This is a genomic window from Luteimonas endophytica, from assembly GCF_029887875.1.
Lineage (GTDB): Bacteria > Pseudomonadota > Gammaproteobacteria > Xanthomonadales > Xanthomonadaceae > Luteimonas > Luteimonas endophytica.
Map to the genome: position 1 here is coordinate 14763 of NZ_JARXRM010000034.1, position 22421 is coordinate 37183.

General features: G+C 73.8%; 15 protein-coding genes, 1 pseudogene and 1 riboswitch. Of the genes and pseudogenes, 6 read left to right on the forward strand and 10 right to left on the reverse strand.

Annotated elements, in window-relative coordinates; all coding sequences use genetic code 11:
* Positions 1 to 26: 26 nt before the first annotated feature.
* The 6 genes from pdeM to QFW77_RS11035 form a co-directional block, all read right to left on the reverse strand.
* Positions 27 to 692, reverse strand: a complete 666-nt coding sequence (pdeM, locus tag QFW77_RS11010) for a ligase-associated DNA damage response endonuclease PdeM (RefSeq protein WP_280574721.1) — start codon at positions 690 to 692, stop codon at positions 27 to 29.
* A complete protein-coding gene (locus QFW77_RS11015; RefSeq protein WP_280574722.1) occupies positions 682 to 3168 on the reverse strand; it encodes a ligase-associated DNA damage response DEXH box helicase in 2487 nt (828 codons plus the stop codon). The genes pdeM and QFW77_RS11015 overlap by 11 nt, the downstream gene beginning before the upstream one ends.
* Before the next feature lie 2 nt (positions 3169 to 3170).
* Positions 3171 to 4778 carry an ATP-dependent DNA ligase gene (locus QFW77_RS11020; RefSeq protein ID WP_280574723.1) on the reverse strand — a complete coding sequence of 536 codons (1608 nt, stop codon included), beginning with the start codon at positions 4776 to 4778 and terminating at the stop codon, positions 3171 to 3173.
* Between the two features lie 55 nt (positions 4779 to 4833).
* A complete protein-coding gene (locus tag QFW77_RS11025) occupies positions 4834 to 5829 on the reverse strand; it encodes a ligase-associated DNA damage response exonuclease (protein ID WP_280574724.1) in 996 nt (331 codons plus the stop codon).
* Between the two features lie 91 nt (positions 5830 to 5920).
* Positions 5921 to 9475 carry a hybrid sensor histidine kinase/response regulator gene (locus QFW77_RS11030; RefSeq protein ID WP_280574725.1) on the reverse strand — a complete coding sequence of 1185 codons (3555 nt, stop codon included), beginning with the start codon at positions 9473 to 9475 and terminating at the stop codon, positions 5921 to 5923.
* A 77-nt stretch (positions 9476 to 9552) separates the two neighbouring features.
* Positions 9553 to 13101: a two-component regulator propeller domain-containing protein gene (locus tag QFW77_RS11035; RefSeq protein ID WP_280574726.1), complete on the reverse strand. Its 3549-nt coding sequence runs from the start codon at positions 13099 to 13101 to the stop codon at positions 9553 to 9555.
* Positions 13102 to 13222: 121 nt separating this feature from the next.
* On the opposite strand from QFW77_RS11035, the gene QFW77_RS11040 reads away from it, so the two are divergent.
* From QFW77_RS11040 to QFW77_RS11050, 3 genes are read left to right on the forward strand one after another with little or no spacing between them, the layout of a single operon-like run.
* Positions 13223 to 13945 (forward strand): YceI family protein, encoded by a 723-nt coding sequence (locus tag QFW77_RS11040; protein WP_280574727.1) that lies wholly within the window; start codon positions 13223 to 13225, stop codon positions 13943 to 13945.
* On the forward strand, positions 13942 to 14544 hold the full coding sequence (locus QFW77_RS11045; RefSeq protein WP_280574728.1) for a cytochrome b: 603 nt from the start codon (positions 13942 to 13944) through the stop codon (positions 14542 to 14544). Before QFW77_RS11040 ends, QFW77_RS11045 begins: the two co-directional genes overlap by 4 nt.
* On the forward strand, positions 14537 to 15085 hold the full coding sequence (locus QFW77_RS11050; protein ID WP_280574730.1) for a YceI family protein: 549 nt from the start codon (positions 14537 to 14539) through the stop codon (positions 15083 to 15085). Before QFW77_RS11045 ends, QFW77_RS11050 begins: the two co-directional genes overlap by 8 nt.
* Positions 15086 to 15515: 430 nt before the next feature.
* Here QFW77_RS11050 and QFW77_RS11055 read toward each other — a convergent pair.
* Positions 15516 to 15746, reverse strand: a pseudogene (locus QFW77_RS11055) (glutaredoxin family protein); the annotation flags it as partial.
* A gap of 45 nt (positions 15747 to 15791) precedes the next feature.
* Here QFW77_RS11055 and QFW77_RS11060 point away from each other — a divergent pair.
* Positions 15792 to 17174, forward strand: coding sequence for an L-serine ammonia-lyase (locus QFW77_RS11060; RefSeq protein WP_280574732.1), 1383 nt, complete (start codon positions 15792 to 15794; stop codon positions 17172 to 17174).
* Positions 17175 to 17181: 7 nt separating this feature from the next.
* Entirely contained in the window at positions 17182 to 17571 is a 390-nt protein-coding gene (locus QFW77_RS11065) for a DUF1622 domain-containing protein (protein WP_280574733.1), read from the forward strand.
* Between the two features lie 30 nt (positions 17572 to 17601).
* On the opposite strand, the gene QFW77_RS11070 is transcribed toward QFW77_RS11065, so the two are convergent.
* The 3 genes from QFW77_RS11070 to metX are packed head-to-tail and all read right to left on the reverse strand — an operon-like array spanning position 17602 to position 20974.
* Positions 17602 to 18705 carry a homoserine dehydrogenase family protein gene (locus QFW77_RS11070; protein ID WP_280574734.1) on the reverse strand — a complete coding sequence of 368 codons (1104 nt, stop codon included), beginning with the start codon at positions 18703 to 18705 and terminating at the stop codon, positions 17602 to 17604.
* On the reverse strand, positions 18702 to 19937 hold the full coding sequence (locus tag QFW77_RS11075; protein ID WP_280574735.1) for an O-succinylhomoserine (thiol)-lyase: 1236 nt from the start codon (positions 19935 to 19937) through the stop codon (positions 18702 to 18704). Before QFW77_RS11075 ends, QFW77_RS11070 begins: the two co-directional genes overlap by 4 nt.
* Entirely contained in the window at positions 19934 to 20974 is a 1041-nt protein-coding gene (metX, locus tag QFW77_RS11080) for a homoserine O-succinyltransferase MetX (protein ID WP_280574736.1), read from the reverse strand. Before metX ends, QFW77_RS11075 begins: the two co-directional genes overlap by 4 nt.
* A gap of 84 nt (positions 20975 to 21058) precedes the next feature.
* Positions 21059 to 21183: riboswitch (SAM riboswitch) on the reverse strand.
* A gap of 119 nt (positions 21184 to 21302) precedes the next feature.
* Between metX and QFW77_RS11085 the strand changes: the two genes are divergently transcribed.
* The gene (locus QFW77_RS11085) at positions 21303 to 22421 is read left to right on the forward strand and encodes a phytase (RefSeq protein WP_280574737.1); all 1119 of its coding nucleotides are present in this window, start codon (positions 21303 to 21305) and stop codon (positions 22419 to 22421) included.

Consider the following 22421-nt stretch of genomic DNA (forward strand, 5'->3'; position numbering starts at 1 on the left):
TCGAAGCCCGTCCGGGCGCGGCTTGTTCAACCGGAAGCGGGCAGCTCCACCAGCGTGCCGGGGGCGCACGCGAACACCCGTTCGCCGGCGACCGGTTCGAAGGCGGTGCCGCCGGCGAACGCGGTAAAGGCCGGCAGCACCCCGGCGCTGGCGCCGAAGCGGAACGCCGGCAGCCGCGGCAGTCCGGGCAGCCGCAGCACCGGGTGGAGGTGGCCGGCGAGCAGGTAGCCTTCCACCGCTTCGGGATCATCGACGTCGTGGACGAACGCGAACGGCGGCTCGTGCAGCACCTTGCCGAGCAGCTGCAGGCCCATCGAGGCGGCGCGCGAGGGGTGCACGCGCAGGGCGCGGTCGTGATTGCCCACCACCACCTCGACCGCCAGGCCTGCGCGGCGGTTGCGCCAGGCGAACCAGCGCGCCAGCCACGGCGCATCGGGAATCAGCCCATGCAGCAGGTCGCCCAGCACCAGCAGGCGCCCGGCGCCGGTCTTCTCGAGCAGGGCGTCGATGCGGTCCAGGTCGTGGCCGGTGCCGCCGGCCGGCACCGCCAGGCCGTTGCGGCGGAACTCGTCGCCCTTGCCCAGGTGCAGGTCGGCGACCACGAGAGTCGCCGCGCGCGGCCAGTACAGCGCGCGCTCGGCATACAGGACGATGCGCTCGCCCTCCAGCGCGATCTCGCGGTCATCGGCCATGGCGACGCTCGAGCTGGGCGGCGGCGCGGCTCACCCGGGTGCGCCAGTCCTCGGTGCTCAGCCGCCCGCGGATCGATTCGGCCCACAGCGGGAACGAGAGCGGGGTCAGCGTCGCGGTGGCATGCCATCGCAGCGTGCGGCCGGCGCAGTCGCGCAGGGTGCGCCGCAGCCGCCCGACCTCGAGCTGGCCTTCGAACACTTCGCGTTCGGCCTGCTCCAGCAGCATGTGGCCCGGATCGTGGCGCTGCAGCACGTCGAACAGCAGCCCGCTGGAGGCCTGCAGCTGCCGCAGCGAGCGCGGCGCGCGTCCCGGCAGCGACGGCGGGAGCAGCCCCGCCACCCGGGCGATGCCGCGGAACTGGCGGCGCGCCAGCTCGGCCAGGTTGAGGCTCTCGCGCAGATCCTGCAGCAGCCGTTCCGGTGTGAGCATCGCGCGCAATGTATCGGCATCCATGGAGGTGTCCTGCGCCGGCGACAGCACCAGCCCGTAGTCGTTGGCGGAGAAGGCGAAGCTGTTCGGCGCTCCCCTGCCCCAGCGCAGCGCCAGCAGCGCCGCCAGGCCGTCGTGTACCTGCCGCCCAGCGAACGGATAAAGAAACAGGTGCCGGCCACCGCGCACCGTGCTCCACTCCGCCAGCAGCGTGCCGGGCGCGGGCAGCGCCGAGAGCCGCTGCTGCAGCCGCAGCAGTCCGTCGACGGCCTGCAGTTCGGGCGCGTCGCGTGGCCCGCCGAGGGTCCGCTCCACTTCCCGCGCGAGCTCGCCCGACAGCGGCAGCCGGCCGCCCATCCATTTCGGCACCGCGCCGTCGCCGCCCCTGGCCAGGCGCACCCAGGCGGTCATGTTCTCCAGCCGGATCAGCTCGAGCGTGCGCCCGGCGAACAGGAAGCGGTCGCCCCGGCGCAAACGGCCGACGAAGCCTTCTTCCACCGCGCCCAGCGCGCCGCCGCGCGGGAACCGCACCTGCACCGCGCCGTCGCTGGCGATGGTGCCGATCGACAGCCGGTGCCGCAGCGCCACGCGCCGGTCCGGCACGCGGTACGCACCGTCTTGGTCGCGAACCACGCGGCGGAAATCGGGATAGCCCGCCAGCGCCCGCCCGCCCTGCACCACGAAATCCAGCACCGCGCCCCAGGCGCCGGCATCGAGCGCGCGGAACGCGTGGGTGCCGCGTACCTCGCGCAGCAGCGGCTCGGCGTGGAACCCGCCGCCGAGCGCCAGGGTGACGCAGTGCTGCGAGAGCACGTCCAGGCTCAGCGTCGGCGGCGGCCGCGCCTCGATCGTCCCGCGCGCCACCGCGGCACGCGCGGCGGCGTACTCGACCAGCTCCAGCGCATGGGTCGGCACGCAGACCACGCGCCCGGCCTCGCCGGGGCGGTGCCTGGCGCGGCCGGCGCGCTGCAGCAGCCGCGCCACGCCCTTGGGGCTGCCCAGCTGCAGCACCTGGTCGACCGCGGGAAAGTCGACGCCGAGGTCCAGGCTGGAAGTGGCCACCACGCAGCGCACGCCGCCCTCGCGCAGCCCCTGTTCGGCGGCCGCGCGCAGGGCGGGATCCAGCGAGCCGTGGTGCAGCGCCAGGGTTTCCGGCGCTTCCGGCCAGACCGAGGCGAGCGCCTGGTGCCACAGTTCGGCCTGGGAGCGGGTGTTGGCGAACAGCAGGCTGGTGCGCACCGCGAGCAGCTTCTCGAGCACCCGCGGCAGCTGGGCGAGCCCGAGGTGCCCGGCCCAGGGGAATCGCTCGCCCCGGTGCGGCAGCAGCGCCTCCAGGCTGAACGCCCGGGGCGCCGCGCCGGCCACGACCGCCGCGTCCGGTGCATGCGGCAGCAGCACGTCGCGTGCCTCGTCGAGGTTGCCCAGCGTCGCCGACAGGCCCCAGATCCGCAGCGCCGGATTGAGCGCGCGCAGCCTTGCCAGCCCGAGCTGGAGCAGCACCCCGCGCTTGTTGCCGAGCAGCTCGTGCCATTCGTCCACGATCACGCACTTCAGCCCGGCCAGGCGCGGCGACGTGTCCGGGTAGGACAGCAGCAGCGCCAGCGACTCGGGCGTTGTGACCAGCGCGTCGAGCCGTCCGGCGCGCGCCAGGCGCCGGTCGCGGGCGCTGGCGTCGCCGGTGCGCAGGCCCAGCTGCCAGTCGAGGCCCACCGCGGCGGCGGCGTCGCGCAGCGCGAGCAGGGTATCGGCCGCGAGCGCCCGCAGCGGGGTGATCCAGAGCACCCGCAGTTCCGGAGCACGCCCCGGTCCCCCCGCGGCGGCGCGTTCCGGCTGCGCGAGTGCCAGCGCCTCCAGCAGCGGGCCGCCGAACGCGGCCAGGGTCTTGCCGCTGCCGGTCGGCGTGTGCAGCAGGCCGGACTCCCCCGCCAGGTAGCGCCGCCAGAGCTCCCGCTGGAACGGCGCTGCGGCCCAGCCGCGCGCCGCGAACCAGCGCAGCAGCGGTGCGTCGGTCGCGGCCGCGGCGGCCGGGTCGGAGGCGCCCGCCACGGTCAGCGCGCCAGGGTCCGCAGGGTATCGAGGCGGTCGGCCTGGGCGGCGGGCTTGTCGTGGCGCCAGCGCAGGATCCGCGGGAACCGCACGGCGATCCCGGACTTGTGCCTCGCGCTGCGGTTGACCGCCTCGAAGCCGAGCTCGAATACGTGCTCTGCGCGCACCGAACGCACCGGGCCGAAGCGCTCCAGCGTGTTGGCGCGGATCCAGCGGTCCAGGGTGAGAATTTCCTTGTCGTCCAGGCCGGAGTAGGCCTTGGCCACCGGCACCAGCGCGTCGCCGTCCCAGAGCCCGAAGGTGTAGTCGGTGTAGAGGCTGCTGCGGCGGCCGCTGCCGTGCTGCGCGTACAGCAGCACGGCATCGATGGTGAGCGGGTCGATCTTCCATTTCCACCAGTCGCCGCGCCGGCGCCCCGAGCGATAGGGCGAGTCGCGACGCTTGAGCATCAGCCCCTCGACGGCGCGTTCGCGCGCCAGCCCGCGCAGCCTGGCCGCCTCGTTCCAGTCGGCGACTTCGACCTGCGGCGAGAGCACGATGCGCGGGTCGGCGTGGGCGGCGAGCAGGGTCTCGAGCCGCTCGCGGCGCTGCTGCAGCGGCCACTCGCGCAGGTCCTCGCCATCGAGTTCCAGCACGTCGTAGGCCTGGACCCGGACCGGGGTATCGGCCAGCAGCCTGGGGCCCGGCTTGCGGCGCTGGATCCGCTTCTGCAGGGCGATGAACGGCAGCGGCGTGGCGCCGCCGCCGCTGCCCCAGGCCAGCAGTTCGCCGTCCAGCACGCAGCCGTCCGGCAGCCCCGCCGCCGCCGCCTCGATCTCGGGAAAGCGGCCGTCCAGGCGCTCCTCGCCGCGCGACCACAGCGCCACCTCGCCGCCGCGGCGGATCAGCTGCAGGCGGATACCGTCCCACTTCCACTCCAGCAGCCACTCGCCGACCTCGCCGAGCCCCTCGGGGCCGTCCTCCAGCGGCGAGGCGAGGAAGAACGGGTACGGCTGCTGGCGATCGGCCGGCAGCGCTTCGACGGTCAGCAGGTCGCGCATGAACGAGGGCGTCGGCGTCCATTCGCCGAGCATGCGCTGGGCGATGCGGGCGATGTCCACGCCGCTCATCTCCGCCAGCGCCTGCTGCACCGTGCGCTGCGACACGCCTACCCGCAACGCGCCGGTCAGCAGCTTGTTGAACACCAGCCGCTCGTCGAACGGCAGCGTGCGCCAGGCCTCGAGCACCAGCGCGCGGCGCACCTCCGGCTCGCGGTTGGCGACCGGCAGCAGGCGCCGCTCGACCCAGTCGGCCAGGCCGGTGTCGTCGGTGGACGCCGCCGGATCGTCGAGCAGCAGCGCCAGCGTCTCGGCCAGGTCGCCGACCTGGTCGTGGCTGTCCTCGACCAGCCAGTCCGGCAGCCCGGCCTCGGCCGCGATCCACTCGCGCAGTTCGCGGGTGCCGGCGATGCGCTGCCTGGCGCCGGCGACCTTGCCGCCCGACAGCAGGTACAGCGCCCAGGCGGCGTCGCGCGGCGGCGCCTGGCGGAAATACCCCGCCAGCGCCGCGCGCCGGTCGAGCGTGGCGGTGCTGCGGTCCAGCTCGCGGTACAGGGCGGCGAAGCGCTTCATCCGCGCCCCTCGCCGCCCGGCGCTCCTGCGTCCAGCGCCCGGTGCGCGCGGCACTTCATTCCTCTTCCCCGAAGCCGGTCCGGAACGCCTCGGCGGCGATGCCTTCCTCGTTGAGCGCACGCACGATCGCATCGGTGTTGCCGTGGGTGGCGATCACCCGGCGCGCGCCGGTCTCGCGCACGGTGCGCATCAGGTCCGGCCAGTCGGCATGGTCGGAGATCACGAAGCCGCGGTCGTGGTTGCGCCGGCGGCGGTTGCCGCGTACCCGCATCCAGCCGGAGGCGAAGCCGGTCTGGGCGCGGCGGAAGCGCCGCATCCACGGGCTGCCGGCGGCCGAGGGGGGCGCCAGCACCAGTTCTCCGGCGAAGTCGCGGCCCTGCGTCTCCTCCGCCACCGCGGCGGTCGGCAGCATCGCTACCCCGGCCTCGCGGTAGACCCGCACCCCTGCGGCGATCGCGCCGTGCAGCAGCGCCGGGCGGTCGGTATGCGCCGCCAGTTCGGCCAGGATCCGCTGCGCCTTGCCGAGGGCGTAGCAGAACAGCACGGCGGCCTCGCCACGTGCGGCGCAGTGGTCACGCCATTCCACGATCGCGCGCGCGACCTCGCCGGTCGGCGGCCAGCGGTACACCGGCAGGCCGAACGTGGCCTCGGTGATGAACGTGTCGCACGCCACCACCTCGAACGGCGCGCAGGTCGGATCCGGCTGGCGCTTGTAGTCGCCCGACGCCACCCAGACCTCGCCGCCAGCCTCGATCCGCACCTGCGCCGAACCCAGCACATGGCCGGCTGGATGCAGCGACACGCGGGCGCCGCCGAGCTCGAACGCCGCGCCGTGCGCATGCGGGTGGTAGCGCTGCTCGCCCAGGCGCCAGCGCAGCACCGGCAGGCAGGCGTCGCTGCAGTGGTATTCGCCCATGCCGGCACGGGCGTGGTCGCCGTGGCCGTGGGTGATGACCGCGATGGGCACCGGCCGCCACGGATCGATATGGAAGCCGCCGACCGGGCAATAGAGACCTTCGGGGCGAAGTTCGACGAGATCCTTGGCGACCATGGCCGGAGTCTGGCGTGGCGCGCGTGCAGGGCGCGCAGACGCGGGCCCGCAGCGATGCAGGGCCTAGCCCCGGCGCGCGCGCCGGCCGGAGCTATCCGGCCGGGTCCTCCGGTTCTCCGCCCCCGAGCACCCGGTGGATGGTCGCCGCCAGCGCCCGCCCGGTCAGGGGCTTGCGCAGGAAGGCGTCGAATCCGGCCGCACGCGCCGCGGGCTCGGCCTCGCCGTCGGCGCGCGCGGTGATCGCCACCAGCGGCCGGGCGAAGCCCTGGTCGCGCAGCTGCCGGGCCAGCGCCAGGCCGTCGATGCCGGGCAGGTCGAGATCGAGCAGAGCCAGGCTGAAATCGCCGCCGGCGACCTCGGTCAGCGCAGCCAGCCCGTGGGCGGCGTGGGTCACCTCGTGGCCCTGCACGCGCAGCAGCCCGGCGATCACCTCGGCGACGATGGCATCGTCCTCAACCAGCAGGACCCGCCCGCCCGGTGCCGGCTCGCCGCCCGGCAGCGGCGCGGCGGCGGCCGCGGCCGGCGGCAGCGGCAGCTCGACGGTGAAGCGGGTGCCCTGGCCGGGTTCGCTGTCGACCGCGACGTGTCCGCCCATCGCCGCTGCAAGTTCCTGGCAGATCGCAAGGCCCAGCCCGCTGCCGCCATAGCGGGCCGTGGTGCGCGCGCCGTCGGCCTGCTCGAAACGGCGGAACAGGCGCTGCTTCTGTTCGACGTTGAGCCCCGGCCCGGTATCCGACACCACGAACCGGACCGCCCCCTCGATCTCGTCGACGCGCAGCGTCACCTGTCCCCGCTCGGTGAACTTGATCGCGTTGCCGAGCAGGTTGAGCAGGATCTGTCGCACCCGCATCGCATCGCCGCGGACCCAGCGCGGCAGGCCGCGTCCGACCTGCTCGCGATACGCCAGGCCGCGCTGGCGCGCCAGCGGCGCCATCAGCCCGCCGACCTCGTGCAGCAGCCCGCGCAGGTCGAACGGCTGCGGATCGAGCTGCAGTTTCCCCGCCTCGATCCGTGCCAGGTCCAGGGCGTCGTTGACCAGCCGCATCAGGTGCTCGCCGGCGCGGCGGATCGATTCGGTATACGCGCGCTGGCGCCCGTCGAGCGTCGTTTCCAGCAGCAGTTCGCTCATCCCCAGCACCCCGGTCATGGGCGTGCGCACTTCGTGCCCCAGGGTCGCCAGGAAGCGGGTCTTGGCCTCGGACGCCTGCTCGGCCAGCTCGCGCTTGTGCTCGACCAGCTGCCAGGCATGGCGGCGCCGCAGCCGCGTGCGGTAGGCGGCGGCCAGCCACCAGGCCAGCAGCAGCCCGGCCAGCGCGAACAGCGCCAGCGCCCACGGGGTACGCCACCAGGGTGGCGTGACCTCGAACGCGAGGGTGGCGCGCTCCGACCAGACGCTGTCGGCGTTGCGGGCCTTCACCTGCAGCGTGTACCCCCCCGGCGGCAGCCGCGAGAAGACCCGCTCGCCGCTGGCGCCGGCAGCAACCCACCCTTCGTCGTGGCCGTCGAGCCGGAACGCGTAGGCGTTGGCCCTGGGATTGCGGAACGACAGCAGCCTGGCCACCACGCGCAGGTCGCGGGCGTCGTGGCCGATCGCGAAAGGCGCGTCCGGGGCGAAGCGCAACAATCCCTCGGCGCTGCGCACCTCGACGCGCTCGATCGCCAGGCTCGGCACCGGCCCGGTCGGCGCCAGGCGGCGCGGATCGAACAACGCCAGCCCGTCGGGGGTGGCGGCGAGGATCCGGCCATGACCATGCGTCGCCACCGGACGCCCGGAGAACTCCTGGCCGGGCAGGCCGTCCCAGGCGCCGTAGACGCGCACCGCGCGGGCATCCGGATCGGCGCGTACCAGGCCGCGCACGCTGGTGAGCCACAGCGCTCCGTCGGCGTCGACCACCAGGCCGCCGAAGGCGACCCGCGGCAGGCCTTCGTCGGGGCCGAACCAGCGCTCGCAGGCCAGCGCGGCGCCGGTCCAGCGGCAGCGCTCCACCGCCCCCGGGCCGGCGAGCCAGAGCACGCCGCCGGCCGCCGCGGCGAAGTCGGAGTAGGAGCCGCGGGGAGCGCCCGGCACGAACACCCATCGTCCGCCAGCGTCCTCGAAGCGCCGCACCCCCAGGGTGGTGGTGGCCCACGGCGCGCCGTCGGGCCCGAGCCTGAGATTCCGGGCGATCTCGCCGCGTTCGAGGCCGCCGCCGCCAGGCGGGAAATCGTGGACCACCCGCCCGCCCCCATCGCGGGCCTGGATCCCGCCGGCATCGAACGCGATCCAGAGCAGCCCGTCGCCGGTCTCCAGGAAACTCTGCGCCTCGCCGTGCACCGCGTCGCCGGGGTCGCCCTGGCGCCAGCGGCGGATCGCGCCGCTGTCCGGCTCGAGCCGTGCCAGCCCGCCGCGCCACCCCACCCACACGGCGCCATCGCGGGCCTCGTGCACGCCGCCCAGGATCAGGCCTTCACCGACGTCCTTCATCGCGTGCCGGACCCCGCCGCTGGCCGGGTCCAGGCGGTCGAGCACGCCTCCGGATCCCACCAGCCAGACGCCGCCATCGGCGGCGGGCGCGATCGCGCGGACATGGGCGTTGCCGAGGCTGTGCGGATCCTCCAGCCGCCTGCTGAGCACGGTGAACCGGCTCCACCCGGCCGGCTGGTACCACAGGCCGTTGGTGTTGCTGATCAACCATACGCCGCCCTCGCGGTCCTCGTGCGCGGAGGTCCACTGCGGACGCACCTGGCCCTGCGCCAGCTCGCTGAAGAGCGGCACGGCGCTGACCTCGCCGCCGCTGGCGTGGCCGAGTCCGGCCGGCACGTCCAGCCAGAAATCGCCCCGCGAATCCTGCAGCAGCACCTGCAGCGGGCGCAGCCCGGGATCCTCCGGCCGCCACGGCGCGGCGACCACGCTGCCGTCGCCGCGGCGCGCGGCGACGCCGCCGGGCGTCCCGATCCACAGGGTGCCAGAGGCGTCGGCATGCAGGTGGTTCACCCGCCGGTCCGGCAGCGCGTCGCGCGGCAGCCGCTCGAAGCCGTCCCCGGTCCAGCGCGCCACGCCGTCGGTGGTCCCGACCCACAGGGCGCCGTCGTCCGCCGCCACCGCCAGGCTCACCACCCCGGCCGCGGGCAGGCTGCGCGGATCGTCGGGATCGGGCATGAAGCGGGCGACGGTACCGTCCCCGGCCATGCGGTGCAGGCCGCCATCGGCGGTGCCGATCCACAGCGCATCGTCCGCGGTCGCCGCCAGCGACCAGATGTCGTCGCTACCGAGCCCGGGGGTATTGGCCCGGTCGAACCTGGCGAACCGGTCGACGGCCGGATCGTACATGGCCAGCCCACCATGGCCGGTCCCGACCCACAACCGCCCCTTCCGGTCCAGCGCCAGCGACCACACGAAGTTGGCGGGAAGACCCTGCTCCTCGCGCCAGATGCGGAAGCCGGTGCCGTCGTAGCGCGCCAGGCCGTCGCTGGTCGCGATCCAGAGATAGCCGTGGCGGTCCTCGACCAGGTCGTTGATGCGGTTGGAGGGCAGCCCATCGGCGACGGTGAACTGGCGCGGACGCGGCGTGTCGCGAAGCTCGGCGGCGACGCCATGCGGCACCGGCAGCGACGCCAGCGCCAGGGCCATCAACCACATCGTCCAGGGGTACGGCCGCCGGGTCATCGGTGCGCGATCCACTCTGCTCCGCCAGTCGCGCAGGTTGGACGCAATGGCGGACGACGGCAATCCCGGCGATCGCTTCAGGCTGGCGCGCGAACGCCCGGGCGCACGGCGGCGAGCGTCTCCGCCAGCCCCTGTCCGGTCACCGGCTTGCGCAGGAACGCGTCGAAGCCCGCCGCACGCGCCAGCGGTTCGGCTTCGGCGTCGGCGCGCGCGGTGATCGCCACGAGCGGCTGGGCCCGCCCCTGCGCGCGCAACTGCCGCGCCAGCGCCAGGCCGTCGATGCCGGGCAGGTCCAGATCCAGCAGCAGGACGTCGAACGCGTGCGCGGACAGTTCCATCAGCGCGGCCAGGCCGTGGGCGACATGCGCCACCTCGTGGCCTTGCGCGCGCAGCAGCCCCGAGATCACCTCGGCCACGGTCGGGTCGTCCTCGACCAGCAGCAGCCGGAAGGCGCCCGCGGGCCGGGCCGCATCAGGCTGCGGCGCCTGCGGCGCGCTCGCGACCGGCAGCGGCAGTTCGACGATGAAGCGGGTCCCCTCCCCCGGCGCGCTGTCCACGTCGATCCTGCCGCCCATCGCCGCGGCCAGTTCCTGGCAGATCGCCAGGCCCAGCCCGCTGCCGCCGTAGCGGGCCGCGGTGCGCGCGCCCTCGGCCTGTTCGAAGCGCCGGAACAGGCGCCGCTTCTGCTCCTCGTTCAGGCCCGGCCCGGTGTCGGCCACGACGAAGCGGAGACCGTCCGCCAGCCGGTCCGCGGCGAGCGCGACCCGCCCGGCCTCGGTGAACTTGGTTGCGTTGCCGAGCAGATTCAGCAGGATCTGGCGCACCCGCACCGGATCGCCGCGGATCCAGCGCGGCAGGTCCCCGGCCACCTCGAGGCGGAACTCCAGCCCGCGCTGGCATGCCCCCGGCCCCATCAGCCCGGCCACGTCGTCGAGCAACTGGTGCAGATCGAAGGGCTGCGGGTCGAGCTGCAGCTTGCCGGCCTCGATCCGCGCCAAGTCCAGCGCGTCGTTGACCAGCCGCATCAGGTGATCGCCGGCGCGCTGGATCGACTCGGTGTAGCGCCGCTGGCGGCCGTCCAGCGGGGTCTCAAGCAGCAGTTCGCTCATGCCCAGCACCCCGGTCATGGGCGTGCGCACCTCGTGGCCCAGGGTGGCCAAAAACCGGGTCTTCGCCTCCGAAGCCTTGCGCGCGACCTCGTTCTCGTGGCGGATCCGCTCCCAGACCATCCGCCGCCGCACCCGCCGCTGCCAGCCCAGCGCGCCGGCGCCCAGCAGCAGCGCTACCACCACCAGCAGCAGGGCCGACGCCCACCAGCTCCGCCACCAGGGCGGCGCCACCTCGAACGCCAGCTCCAACGGGTCCGACCACAGGCTCTGGGCGGTGCGGGCCACGATCTCCAGCCGGTAGCGGCCGGGCGCGAGCAGGGAGAACGCCCGCTCCCCGCTGGCCCCCACCTCCACCCAGTCGCTGTCGTAGCCGTGCAGCCGGAAGCGGTAGCTGTTGTTGCGGGCGTCGTTGAAGTTGAGCAGCCGCGCGACCACCCGCAGGTCGCGGTCGCCGTGACGCAGGACGAATCCCGCGCCGGGGTCGAGCGCCTCGACCGTTCCGGCGCGGCGCACGCCGACGCTCTCGACCACCAGGTTGGGCACCGCCTCCGCCGGCCCGACCGCCGCCGGGTCGAACACCACCAGGCTGCCGGGGGTGGCGATCAGGATGCGGCCGTCGTGCTGGCGCAGCAGCGGCGGCAGGCGAATGTTCTGGCCCGGCAGGCCATTGCTGGCGCCGAACACCTGCACGGCCTTGAGCCGTGGATCCACCCTGACCAGCCCGCGCTGACAGGTCAGCCAGAGCAGTCCGGCCCCATCCACGGTGATCCCGTTGAACGGTACCGGCGGCAGGCCATGGCTGCCGTCGAGGACCTCGCGCAGCTCCAGCTCCGCGCCGTCCCACCGGTACGACTCGAGGCGTCCGTCGCGCACCAGCCAGACCGTCTCGCCATCGCCGGATGCGAATGCCACCACGCCCGGGCCGCCTGCTCCCGGCACCGGTTCGAACCGGCGCGCGCCCGCGTTCCACATCAGCAGCCCCTGGTCGGCCGCGACCCAGAGGCCACCGTCGGGGGCGCGCTCGATCGCGTGCACCATGGCGTTGGCGTCGAGCCCGCGGCCGTCCCCCGGCACCACCTGCTCGCGTACCCGGCCGCTGCGGTCGCGGGCCTGGAGGCCGTGGCGCTGGGTGGCCGCCCACACCAGTCCGTCGCCGTCCTGCGCCAGGCCCACATGCGGCCAGCCGATCGCCGCATCCACCGCGTCGAGATAGCTCCAGGCGCGCAGCTCGCCGCTGGCGCGCGCGAGCCGCGCCACGCCGCCGTAGTAGGCGAACCACACGTCGCCCCCGGCATCCTCGAGCACCGCGTCGGGAACGTAATCGGCATCGCGGTCGTAATGGACGTGCTCGACCTGGCCGGTCAGCGGGTCGAGGCGGTCCAGCACGCCGCTGGAACCGTGCAGCCAGACCGCACCGTCGGCGCCGGCGGCCATCGCGGTGATGTCGGCGTTGCCGAGGGTGTCCTGCTCGCCCTCGCGGCGCGCCAGCATCGCGAACCGGTGCCAGTTCGGCGGCAGGTACCAGAGCCCGGCGCCGTCGCTGGCGAACCACAGCCCACCGCCGCGGTCCTCCAGCACCTCGCCCAGCGCCGGCAGCACCGGGCCCTGCAGGACCTGGCTGTAGACCGGCACGATCCGCGCCTGCTCGCGGTCGCCCAGAGCGAGCCCGGCGCGGGTGTCCAGCCAGTAGAACCCGTTGCGGTCGCGGTGCAGCGGCGCGTAGATCTTGTTGCCCGGGACGCCGATCGCGTCGTCGTTCCAGCGTGCCGGCAGCACCCGGCCATCGGTCTCGCGCGAGTACACACCGAGCTGGGTGCCGATCCACAGCCGGCCACCCCGCTCGACCATGATGCCGTAGACGATCGAATCCTCGACGGCGCTCTCGGCGAGCACCTCGAAGCCGTCGCCGGCCCAGCGCGCCACGCCACCCTTGGTGCTCACCCAGAGCGCACCGTCCGGAGCCGTGCGAAGGTCATAGACGGTTGCGGAGGGCAGCGCGCGCGGGTCGTCGGCGTCCGGCAGGAAGCGCGCCACCGCCCCGCCGTCGAGCCGGTACAGGCCGGTGTTCGAGGTGCCCGCCCAGACCGCGCCATCGGGCGTCGACGCCAGCGCGCTGATGCGATCGGCGGGAAACGGCGTCGCGCCGCCGCCGGGGATGGCCACACCCGCGCGCTCGCTGTCCAGCACCGCCAGCCCGGATTCGGTACCGATCCAGAGCCGGTTGGCGGCGTCCACGTGCAGCGCCGTGACGGCGTTGTCCGGCAGCCCCCGTTCGCGGCGCCAGACCCGGTGATCGACGCCGTCGTAGCGGGCCAGGCCATCGGCGGTGCCGACCCAGAGATAGCCGTGCTGGTCCTCGGCCAGCGCGTTCACGTTGTCCGACGGCAGGCCGTCGGCGACGGTGAGTTGCCGGAAGCGTGGCGTTTCGGGCAGGGCGGGCCGGCCCGGCGCGGCTGGCGCCGCCAGCGGCACCAGCGCGAACAGCGAACACAGCAGCCATGACATCCTGTCGAGCATCGGCCTTCCCCGGTTGGCCCGGCCGATCCTCGCAACGCTGCATTGCGGGCGCAAGCCCGCCCGCCGCGCGCCGCCGACCGGCCAGGGCCGTAGAATCGGCGAATCCCCAGGAAAAGAGCCGATGCCCGTCGCCCCCGCTCCGCGCCTGCTGCCCGCCCCGCTGGTCCTCGCGCTCGCGCTCGCGCTGGGCGCCGGCGCCGCCCGGGCCGAACCGCGGACCTATGCGCTCGACCCGGTGCACACCCGGGTCGTGTTCGCGGTGGACCATGCCGGCTTCTCGCGCGCGATCGGCACCGTGTCGGGCAGTACCGGAACCCTGGTCTTCGATCCCGAGGACTGGTCCACGGCCAGGCTGCGCGCCGAGATCCCGGTGGCTGCGATCGACCTGGGGGACGCGCGCTGGAACCGCGCCGCGCTCGGCCGCAATCTGCTGGATGCGGAAGGGCACCCGGTCGCGGTGTTCGCCAGCGAACGGGTGGAGCCGCTGGCCGAAGACCGCGCAGCCGTCCACGGCACCCTCACCCTGCGCGGCGTCTCGCGGCCATTGTCCCTGACGGTGCGGCTGAACGCGCTCAAGCGCCACCCGCTGCCGCCGTTCCGCAGCACCGCCGGCTTCACCGCGGTCGGCACGCTCGACCGCACCGACTACGGTATCGACGCGTGGGGCTCGATGATCGGGCGCACGGTCGAACTGCACATCGAGGCCGAGGCCACCCGCACGCGCGCCGCTGCCGCAGAGGCGATCGGGAACGGGGACCGGAAGGCCACCCCACCGCCGGCCGCCGAGGGGCCGCAGGCGTCGCTGCGCGATCGAACGCAGCGGCCACCGGAGCATCGCACGTGACCTGGAAGAACACCGCCGACCGCTGGGGAGGCGTCAGCCAGCTGCTGCACTGGCTGGTGGTGCTGCTGATCCTCGGTCAGGGCGCCGCGGGGCTGTGGATGGTCGACATGCTCAACAGTCCCGACAAGATCCGGATCTACGCCCTGCACAAGTCGTTCGGCCTCACCATCCTGGCGCTGGCGCTGCTGCGGCTGGGGTGGCGGCTGTACGCCGGTGCGCCGCGGCCGCTGACGGGCGTGCCCGGCTGGCAGCGCAATGCGGCGCGGCTGTCGCACTGGCTGCTGTATGCGCTGCTGTTCGCGATTCCGCTCAGCGGCTGGCTGTTCAATTCCGCCGCCGGTTTCCCGCTGCAGTGGTTCGGCCTGTTCAACCTGCCGGCCATCGCCGCGCGCGACGCGGAGCTGCGCGATCTGGCTGCCAGCGCCCACGAATGGCTGTTCTGGCTGCTGGTGGCGGTGGCCCTGGTGCACGCCGCGGCCGCGTTCCACCACCATCTGTTCCTGCAGGACGCCACCCTGGCGCGGATGCTGCCGCGCGGCTGGCTGCGCGCCGGCCCCGGATCTCCCACCACCCTCGCCGAGGATTCCCGCGATGCGTAAGACCCTGCTGTTCGCCGCCCTGCTCGCATTCGCAGCCACGGCGGCGGCCACCGACTACGTGCAGGCGCCGGGCTCGAGCCTCGCGTTCGGCGGCACCTACCAGGGCGAGGCCTTCAGTGGCGGCTTTCCCGGGTTCCGGACCACGCTCTCGTTCGACCCCGCCGATCCGGCCGGCGCGCGGCTGGAGGTGACCATTCCGCTCGCCAGCGCCACCGCCGGCAACGACGACTACGACGGCGAACTGCGCGGTCCGGCCTTTTTCGACAGCGCGCGGTTCGCGCAGGCGCGCTACACCGCCAGCGGGTTCCGCAGCCTGGGCGGCGGACGCTACGCGGCGGACGGAGTGCTCTCCCTGCGCGGCGTCGAACGGCCGGTCACCCTCACCTTCGACTGGACCCCCGGCGCGCAGCCGGTCCTCGCCGGCAGGGCCACGGTGAACCGCCTGGAGTTCGGCGTCGGCGAGGGCGAGTGGGCCGACACCTCGGTGATCCCCGACGCGATCGCGATCAGTACCCGGGTGGTGTTCCGCCCGGCCGACTGAGGCCGTTCCCAGGCTCGTCCCAGCAGGCGCGGCGCCCGCCGGAGCCGGTCAGGCAGACCTCGTCCTGGCCGATGGCGAACCCGAACACGTCCCCGGAGCGCATCAGCAGCAGTCCCTCCCAGGTCGCGTCGTCGCTGCCCATCCGCAGCAGCCCCGGGCGCATTCCGCGGCCCCCGTGCGCGACCCCGCTGGCCGTTCGCAGGATCCGGCGCACGTTGGCCAGGTCGATGTCGCCCGGGGCGCTGGTCACGGCCTTGACGAGCACGATCCGTTCGACGCCGTCCAGGTCCAGCACCTCGCCCAGGCGCCGCCCGGCCCAATCGGCGGCCGGTTCGGTCATCGCGACCACGCCGTGATTGGCCAGGTCCACGTCGCCCGCCGCCGCCTCGGCCGTGCCGGCACCCAGCGGCAGTGCCGTCGCCACCGCCAGCGAAAGCCAGCGGCGCACCGCGCCGCGGTCGAACGGCCAGTCCAGCTCCGCGTCGCGCTCGCGGTCGCGCAGCACCGGCACGCGGACCCCATAGCGCGCCTCCAGCGCCGGGTCGGCGTCGATGAACACGCTGTCGAACTCGGGAACGCGCGCCGCCGCCAGCTCATCCAGCGCCAGATCGCAAAGATGGCAGTCGTCGCGCTGGTACAGGACGAGCCGTGGCTGGGTCATCGCAGGTACACCGGGCCGGCAGGGACGGGCGAGTAGAATACCCGCATGGCAGTCAGCACCTTCGACCTCTACAAGATCGGCATCGGCCCCAGCTCCTCGCATACGGTGGGCCCGATGCGCGCCGCCGCGCGCTTCGTCGAGCGCTGGCTGATCGAGCCGGGGCGGCTGCAGGACGTGGCCCGCATCCGCGCGGAGGTGTTCGGCTCGCTTGCGCTGACCGGCCGCGGCCACGGCACCGACAAGGCGGTAATGATGGGACTGGAGGGGCACTGGCCGCACCTGATCGATCCCGACGTGATCCCGCCTGCGCTCGAGCGGATCCGCGGCCAGGGTCGCATCCGCCTGCACGGCCGGCACGAGATCGGCTTCGACGAGAAGCGCGACCTGCTGATGAACAAGCGGCAGAAGCTGCCTTTCCACACCAACGGGATGCGTTTCGCCGCCTTCGATGCCGAGGGCGCCGAGATCGCCAGCCGCGACTACTACTCGGTCGGCGGCGGCTTCGTGGTCAACCAGGACGAGGCCGCCGAGGACCGCATCGTCGCCGACACCACCAGGGTGCCCTACCCCTTCTCCAGCGGCGACGAACTGCTGCAGCGTGCGCGCGACAACCGCATCACCGTCGCCCAGCTGATGTTCGCCAACGAACAGTGCTGGCGCAGCGCCGAGGAGATCCGCGACGGCCTGCGCGCACTGTGGGCGGCGATGCGCGCCTGCGTGGAGCGCGGCATCCGCCAGACCGGCACCCTGCCCGGCGGGCTGCACGTGACCCGGCGCGCGCCGATGCTGTACCAGGAACTGTCGACGCGGCCCGAGGCGGCGCTGGCCGACCCGCTGGACGTGCTCGACTGGGTCAACCTGTTCGCGCTGGCGGTCAACGAGGAGAACGCCGCCGGCGGCCGCGTGGTCACCGCGCCGACCAACGGCGCGGCCGGGATCATCCCCGCGGTGCTGCACTACTACGATCGCTTCGTTCCCGGCGCCACCGAGCAGGGCGTCTTCGATTTCCTGCTCACCGCGGCCGCGGTCGGCATCCTCTACAAGGAGAACGCATCGATCTCCGGCGCCGAGGTCGGCTGCCAGGGCGAGGTCGGCGTGGCATGCTCCATGGCCGCCGCCGGCCTGACCGCGGCGCTGGGCGGCGATCCGGGCCAGATCGAGAACGCCGCCGAGATCGGCATGGAGCACAACCTCGGGCTGACCTGCGACCCGATCGGCGGGCTGGTGCAGATCCCCTGCATCGAGCGCAACGCGATGGGGGCGGTCAAGGCGATCAACGCCACGCGCATGGCCATGCGCGGCGACGGCAAGCACAAGGTCAGCCTGGACAAGGTGATCAAGACCATGCGCGAGACCGGCCGCGACATGCGCGACAAGTACAAGGAAACGTCCCGCGGCGGTCTCGCGGTGAACGTGATCGAGTGCTGAGCGACGCATGGTGACGATCGGCGAGCCGCTGGTTCAGCTCATCGGCTGGTGCATCCAGGCGCTGGAGATGCTGGGCGTGGCGGTGATCATCGGTGGTTTCGTGTTCGCCGCCGCGCGCTGGCCGTTCGAGCTCCGGGCCGGCACCGGCCACCAGGCCTATCTCGCCTTCCGCATGCACAGCGTGCGCGGGCTGATCCTCGGCCTGGAGTTTCTGGTGGCGGCGGACATCATCCGGACGATCGCCATCGAGTACACCTTCGAAAGCCTGATGATGCTCGGCGCGATGGTGCTGATCCGCACGTTCCTGGTCTTCGCCCTGCACCTCGAGGTCGAGGGCCGGTGGCCGTGGCGCGCCGGCCCGGAGGGCGCCGAAACCCCGCCCCGCCCGCGGGACTGAGCGCGGCAGGCCGCCCGTGCCTCGTCCCCATCAGCCGCGCGCGATCGCCAGCACGTCGTCGAGGATGGCGGCCGCGGTCACCTCGGCGCCGGCACCGGGGCCGCGGATCACCAGGGGCTGTTCGCGGTAGCGGCAACTGGCGATCGCGACCACGTTGTCGGTACCGCCGCCCGCGCACAGCGGATGCGCGGCCGGCAGCGCGCGCAGCCCCAGTTCCGCCCCCGCCTCGCCGAACCGGGCGACGAAGCGCAGCCGCGCGCCGTCGCGGTGCGCCAGCCGGAAACGTTCGCGCAGCGGCGCATCCAGACTCGGCAACAATGCATCGACCGCATCGTCGGCGGCCGTCGCCAGGGCCGCCGGAAGCAGCGAATCGCCGCGCACCGCGTGTGCCTCCAGCGGCAGGCCGGCGGCGCGCGCCAGGATCAGCAGCTTGCGGCGCACGTCCTCCCCGGACAGGTCCAGGCGCGGGTCCGGCTCGGTGTAGCCGCTGGCGCGCGCCTCGCGCACCAGGTCGGAAAACGGTCGCGAATCGTCGTAGCGGTCGAACAGCCAGGCCAGCGATCCCGAGAGGATTCCCTCGACCTCGAGGATCCGGTCGCCGCCGGCGACCAGCTCGCGGATCGTGCGCAGCAGCGGTAGTCCCGCGCCGACGGTGGCGCTGTCGCCGTAGCGGGCGTCGCCGTCGGCGTGCGCGGCGGCGATCGCCTGCGCGCGCGCCAGCTGGCCGCCGTTGCCGAGCTTGTTGGCGGTGACCACGTGGATCCCGCGCGCCAGCCACTCGCTGTGCTGGCCGGCGACGCTGTCGCTGGCGGTGGCGTCGACGACGATATCGCCCTTGCGCAGGCCTTCGGCCTCGACCCACGGCGGCCAGCCGCCCGCGCGCGCCGGCGCGGCCCGGGCCCGCTCGACCGCGCCGCGGGGATCGCCGCCGCCCGCTACCAGCGCGCGCGAGTTCGACAGCCAGGCGAACGCGGGCACCGCCGCGCCCTGCCCGCGCAGCCGCTCGCAGCGCGCGACGAAGGCGCCGCCGACGGTACCGGTGCCGAGCAGCGCCAGGCGCGGCGGCGCCTGCCCGGCACGCGCCGCCGGCGCTACGGTCCGGGGCGCCGCGGGCAGCCGCAACACCGTGCTCATGCGTCCACCAGCTTGCGCGCCGGAGCGTGCTGCGCCGCAGCCGCGCGCGACAGCGCCCGGGCCAGATCGGCCTGCAGGTCTTCGAGCGCCTCGATGCCCACCGACAGTCGCAGCAGGCCGTCGGGGATCCCCGCCTTCGCCCGCGCCTCGGCGGTCATCGCCGCGTGGGTCATGGTGGCGGGGTGCGCGATCAGGCTCTCCACCCCGCCCAGCGACTCGGCCAGGGTGAAATGGCGCAGGCCCTCGACGAACGCCCGCACCGCGCGCTCCTGCCCGGCGGCGCCTTCGCCGCACAGCTCGACGCTCAGCATCGCCCCGAAGCCGCGCTGCTGGCGCGCGGCGACGGCATGGCCGGGATGGGACTCCAGTCCGGGCCAGTACACCCGCGCCACCGCCGGATGGGCCTGCAGCTGCGCGGCGATCGCCGCGGCGTTCTCCTGGTGCACGCGCAACCGCGCGTCGAGCGTGCGCAGCCCGCGCAAGGTCAGGAAGCTGTCGAACGGCGCACCGGTGATGCCGAGCGCGTTCGCCCACCAGCAGAACTGCTGGTGCAGTTCGGCCGTCGCGGCGACCAGGGCGCCGCCGACCACGTCGCTGTGGCCGTTGATGTACTTGGTGGTCGAGTGCAGCACCGCGTCGGCGCCGAACGCGATCGGTACCTGCAGCGCCGGCGAGAGAAAGGTGTTGTCGACCGCGACCAGCGCGCCGGCGCGGTGTGCGGCCTCGATCACGAAGCGCAGGTCGGTGATGCGCAGCAGCGGATTGGACGGCGTTTCCACCAGCACCAGCTTGGGCGCCCGCGCCAGCGCCTCGGCGAGCGAGCGCGGGTCGGTGAGGTCCGCGGTGACCAGCTCGAAATGGCCCTTGCGCGCGAGCGCGTCGAACAGCCGCCAGCTGCCGCCGTAGGCGTCGTGCGGCACCACCAGCCGGTCGCCGGGCTCGAGCAGCGCGTGCAGCAGCAGGGTGATCGCCGACATCCCGGTGGAGGTGACCACGCCGCCGGCGCCGCCCTCGAGTTCGGCCAGCGCGTCGCCGAGCAGGTCGCGGGTGGGGTTGCCGCTGCGGGTGTAGTCGTACTCGCGCTTGGCCGCGAAGCCGGCGAAGCTGAAGTTCGAGGACAGCACCAGCGGCGGGGTGACCGCACCGAAGGCCGGATCGCGGTCGATGCCGGCGCGCACCGCGCGGGTGGCGGGGGCCGGACAGGGGGCGGCGGTCTGGTCGGGGTGGCTCATGCGATCTCTCCGTGAGGGTGCAGCGCGTTGCGCAACAGGGCGTCGATGCGGTCGGTTTCCTTGAGGAAGGCGTCGTGGCCGTAGGCGGAGCGCAACACGCGCAGGCTGCCGTGCGCGCCAAGCCCCTCCACCAGCGCCACCGAATCGCTCAGCGGCACCAGGCGGTCTCCTTCGACCGCGATCACGGTGGTCGGTACCGCCACAGCGGCCGGGTCGATGCGGTGCAGGTCGATCGATTCGGACAGCCGCAGCCAGGCATCGACCGGCGTGCGCGCCACGTAGCGCGCCCCCGCCGCGTCGAGATAGTCCTCGGCCGCCACGCGCACCCGGCCGTTGACGATCTCGGGTGGCGCGTCGAAGCGCTCGGCGAATTCCTCCTGGGTGCGGTAGCTGAGCATGGCGAACTGCCGCGCCAGCGAAAGCCCCTGGGCATCGGCGCACTGCAGCTGCCCGAGCGCGACGGCGCGACGCTGCAACGCCCGCCAGGCGGCGGCATAGGGATGGGGGCGGTGCGCACCGCTCACCGCGACCAGGCGCTCCAGACGCGCCGAGTGCCGCACCGCGAACTGCAGGCCCACCAAGGCCCCGTAGGAATAGCCGACGAAGGCATGCAGACGGCCGATCCGCAGGTGCGAGAGCAGCGCGGCGACGGCGTCGGCCTGGTCGGCGGTGTCGATCGGTGCGTCCAGCCTGCCGTCGGCGCCTACGTAGTCGAGGCCCAGCAGCCTGAAGCGGGCCGGGTCGAGGGTGCGCGAGGGCTCGGCCAGCGCACCGGCCCAGCCGGGTTCCGGGAAGGTCGCGCTGGGCGCCAGATGGCGATGCGCGGAAATCCCGCCGGCCACCAGCACGACAGGCGCGTCGGCGGCCCCCTGCAGTTCCCAGGCCAGCCGCACGCGTCGGTTCCCGGCATGCCTGAGGGCGAGTTCGATCGCGACCTCGCCGCGCAGCGCGGCGAGGTCCGGCTCCCGGCCGGCGGCGCAAGGCGGGTATGCGGGATTCGGCTCGGGGTGGAAAACCGCGGGGTCGACCAGGCTCATGGCGCCTTCCAGAGATGGAGGGGCCATCGATGCGCACGGGGAGCCGGGTCGGTGAATTGCGCCCGCCGTGGGGGAGGCGGTCCGCAACCATCTTCCGGTGGACGCTCAGGTCCCCGCAGGACTTGGCACCTTCCCCCCGCGCGCCTGGGCGCCGGGTGGAGGTTGCCCCGGCATCAAAGGGCCTGTCCCTCCGCCGGTCTCGATGGATGCAGCGAGACTGCCAGCGGAATCCCGGTTTGTCAATCTCTTCATGCGTATCGAGCGATATGGTTTCTGGTGCAAGCGTTTCGGACACCGCAGGACGCCCCCGCTCGGCGATAATTCCGCGATGCCGACCTACCGATCCGTCGCTGCCCTGCTCGCCGCGGCCGCGACCTGCCTGCTCCTCGCCGCCTGCTCGACCCTCGAGCCGGCCCCCCGTTCGTCTTCCGCCGCCCGGGTGCTCGGCGAGGTTCGCGACAGCGTCACCGTGGAGGAGGTGTACGTCACCGAGGAGAACCGCGAGGACGAGCTGGACTCGCTGGCGACCTGGATCCATCCGGACGGCGCCACCTGGGTGATCGCCACCGCCAAGTCGAGCCACCGCCTGGTGGTGTTCGACGGCGACAGCGGCGAGCGCCTGCGCAGCGTCGGCCGCCGCGGCGCCGGCGCCGGGGAATTCACCCGCCCCAACGGACTGCTCGTCTATGGCGACCACGCGTTCGTCACCGAGCGCGATGCGCCCCGGGTCCAGGTGCTGGAGCTGCCGGAATTCCGCCCGGCGGGCAGTTTCGGCCAGCAGGAACTGCGCAGCCCGTACGGCATCTGGCTGCACGAATCCGCGCCCGGGGAACTGCTGGCCTACGTGACCGACAGCTTCATGTACGGCGCGCGCCACGAGGTGGTGCCACCGCTCGCCGAACTGGACCGGCGGGTGCGCCGCTACCGGCTACAGCGGGCCGCGGACGCGTTCCAGGCCGAGTACCTCGGGGCCTTCGGCGACACCAGCGAGCGCGGCGCGCTGCGCATGGTCGAGTCGATCGCCGGCGATCCGCTGCACGACCGGCTGCTGGTGGCCGACGAGGACCGTCGCAACGTCTCGACGCTGCGCGAATACACCCTGGACGGCCGCTATACCGGGGTCGACCTGCCGGATGGCAGCTTCGTCGGCGAGGCCGAAGGCGTGGCGCTGTGGTCGTGCGGCGCCGAAAGCGGCTACTGGGTGGCGGTGGACCAGCTCACCCCACTGACCACGTTCCATCTCTACGCCCGCGCGGATCTGGCGCCGCGCGGCAGCTTCACCGGCCGCCTCACCGCCAATACCGATGGCGTCGCGCTGCATGCGGCGGCCACGCCGCGCTTTCCCGGCGGCGCCCTGTACGCGGTGCACGACGATCGCGCGGTCACCGCGTTCGACCTTCGCGACGTGGTCCGCGCGCTGCGGCTCGACCCCGACTGCCTGCGCTGA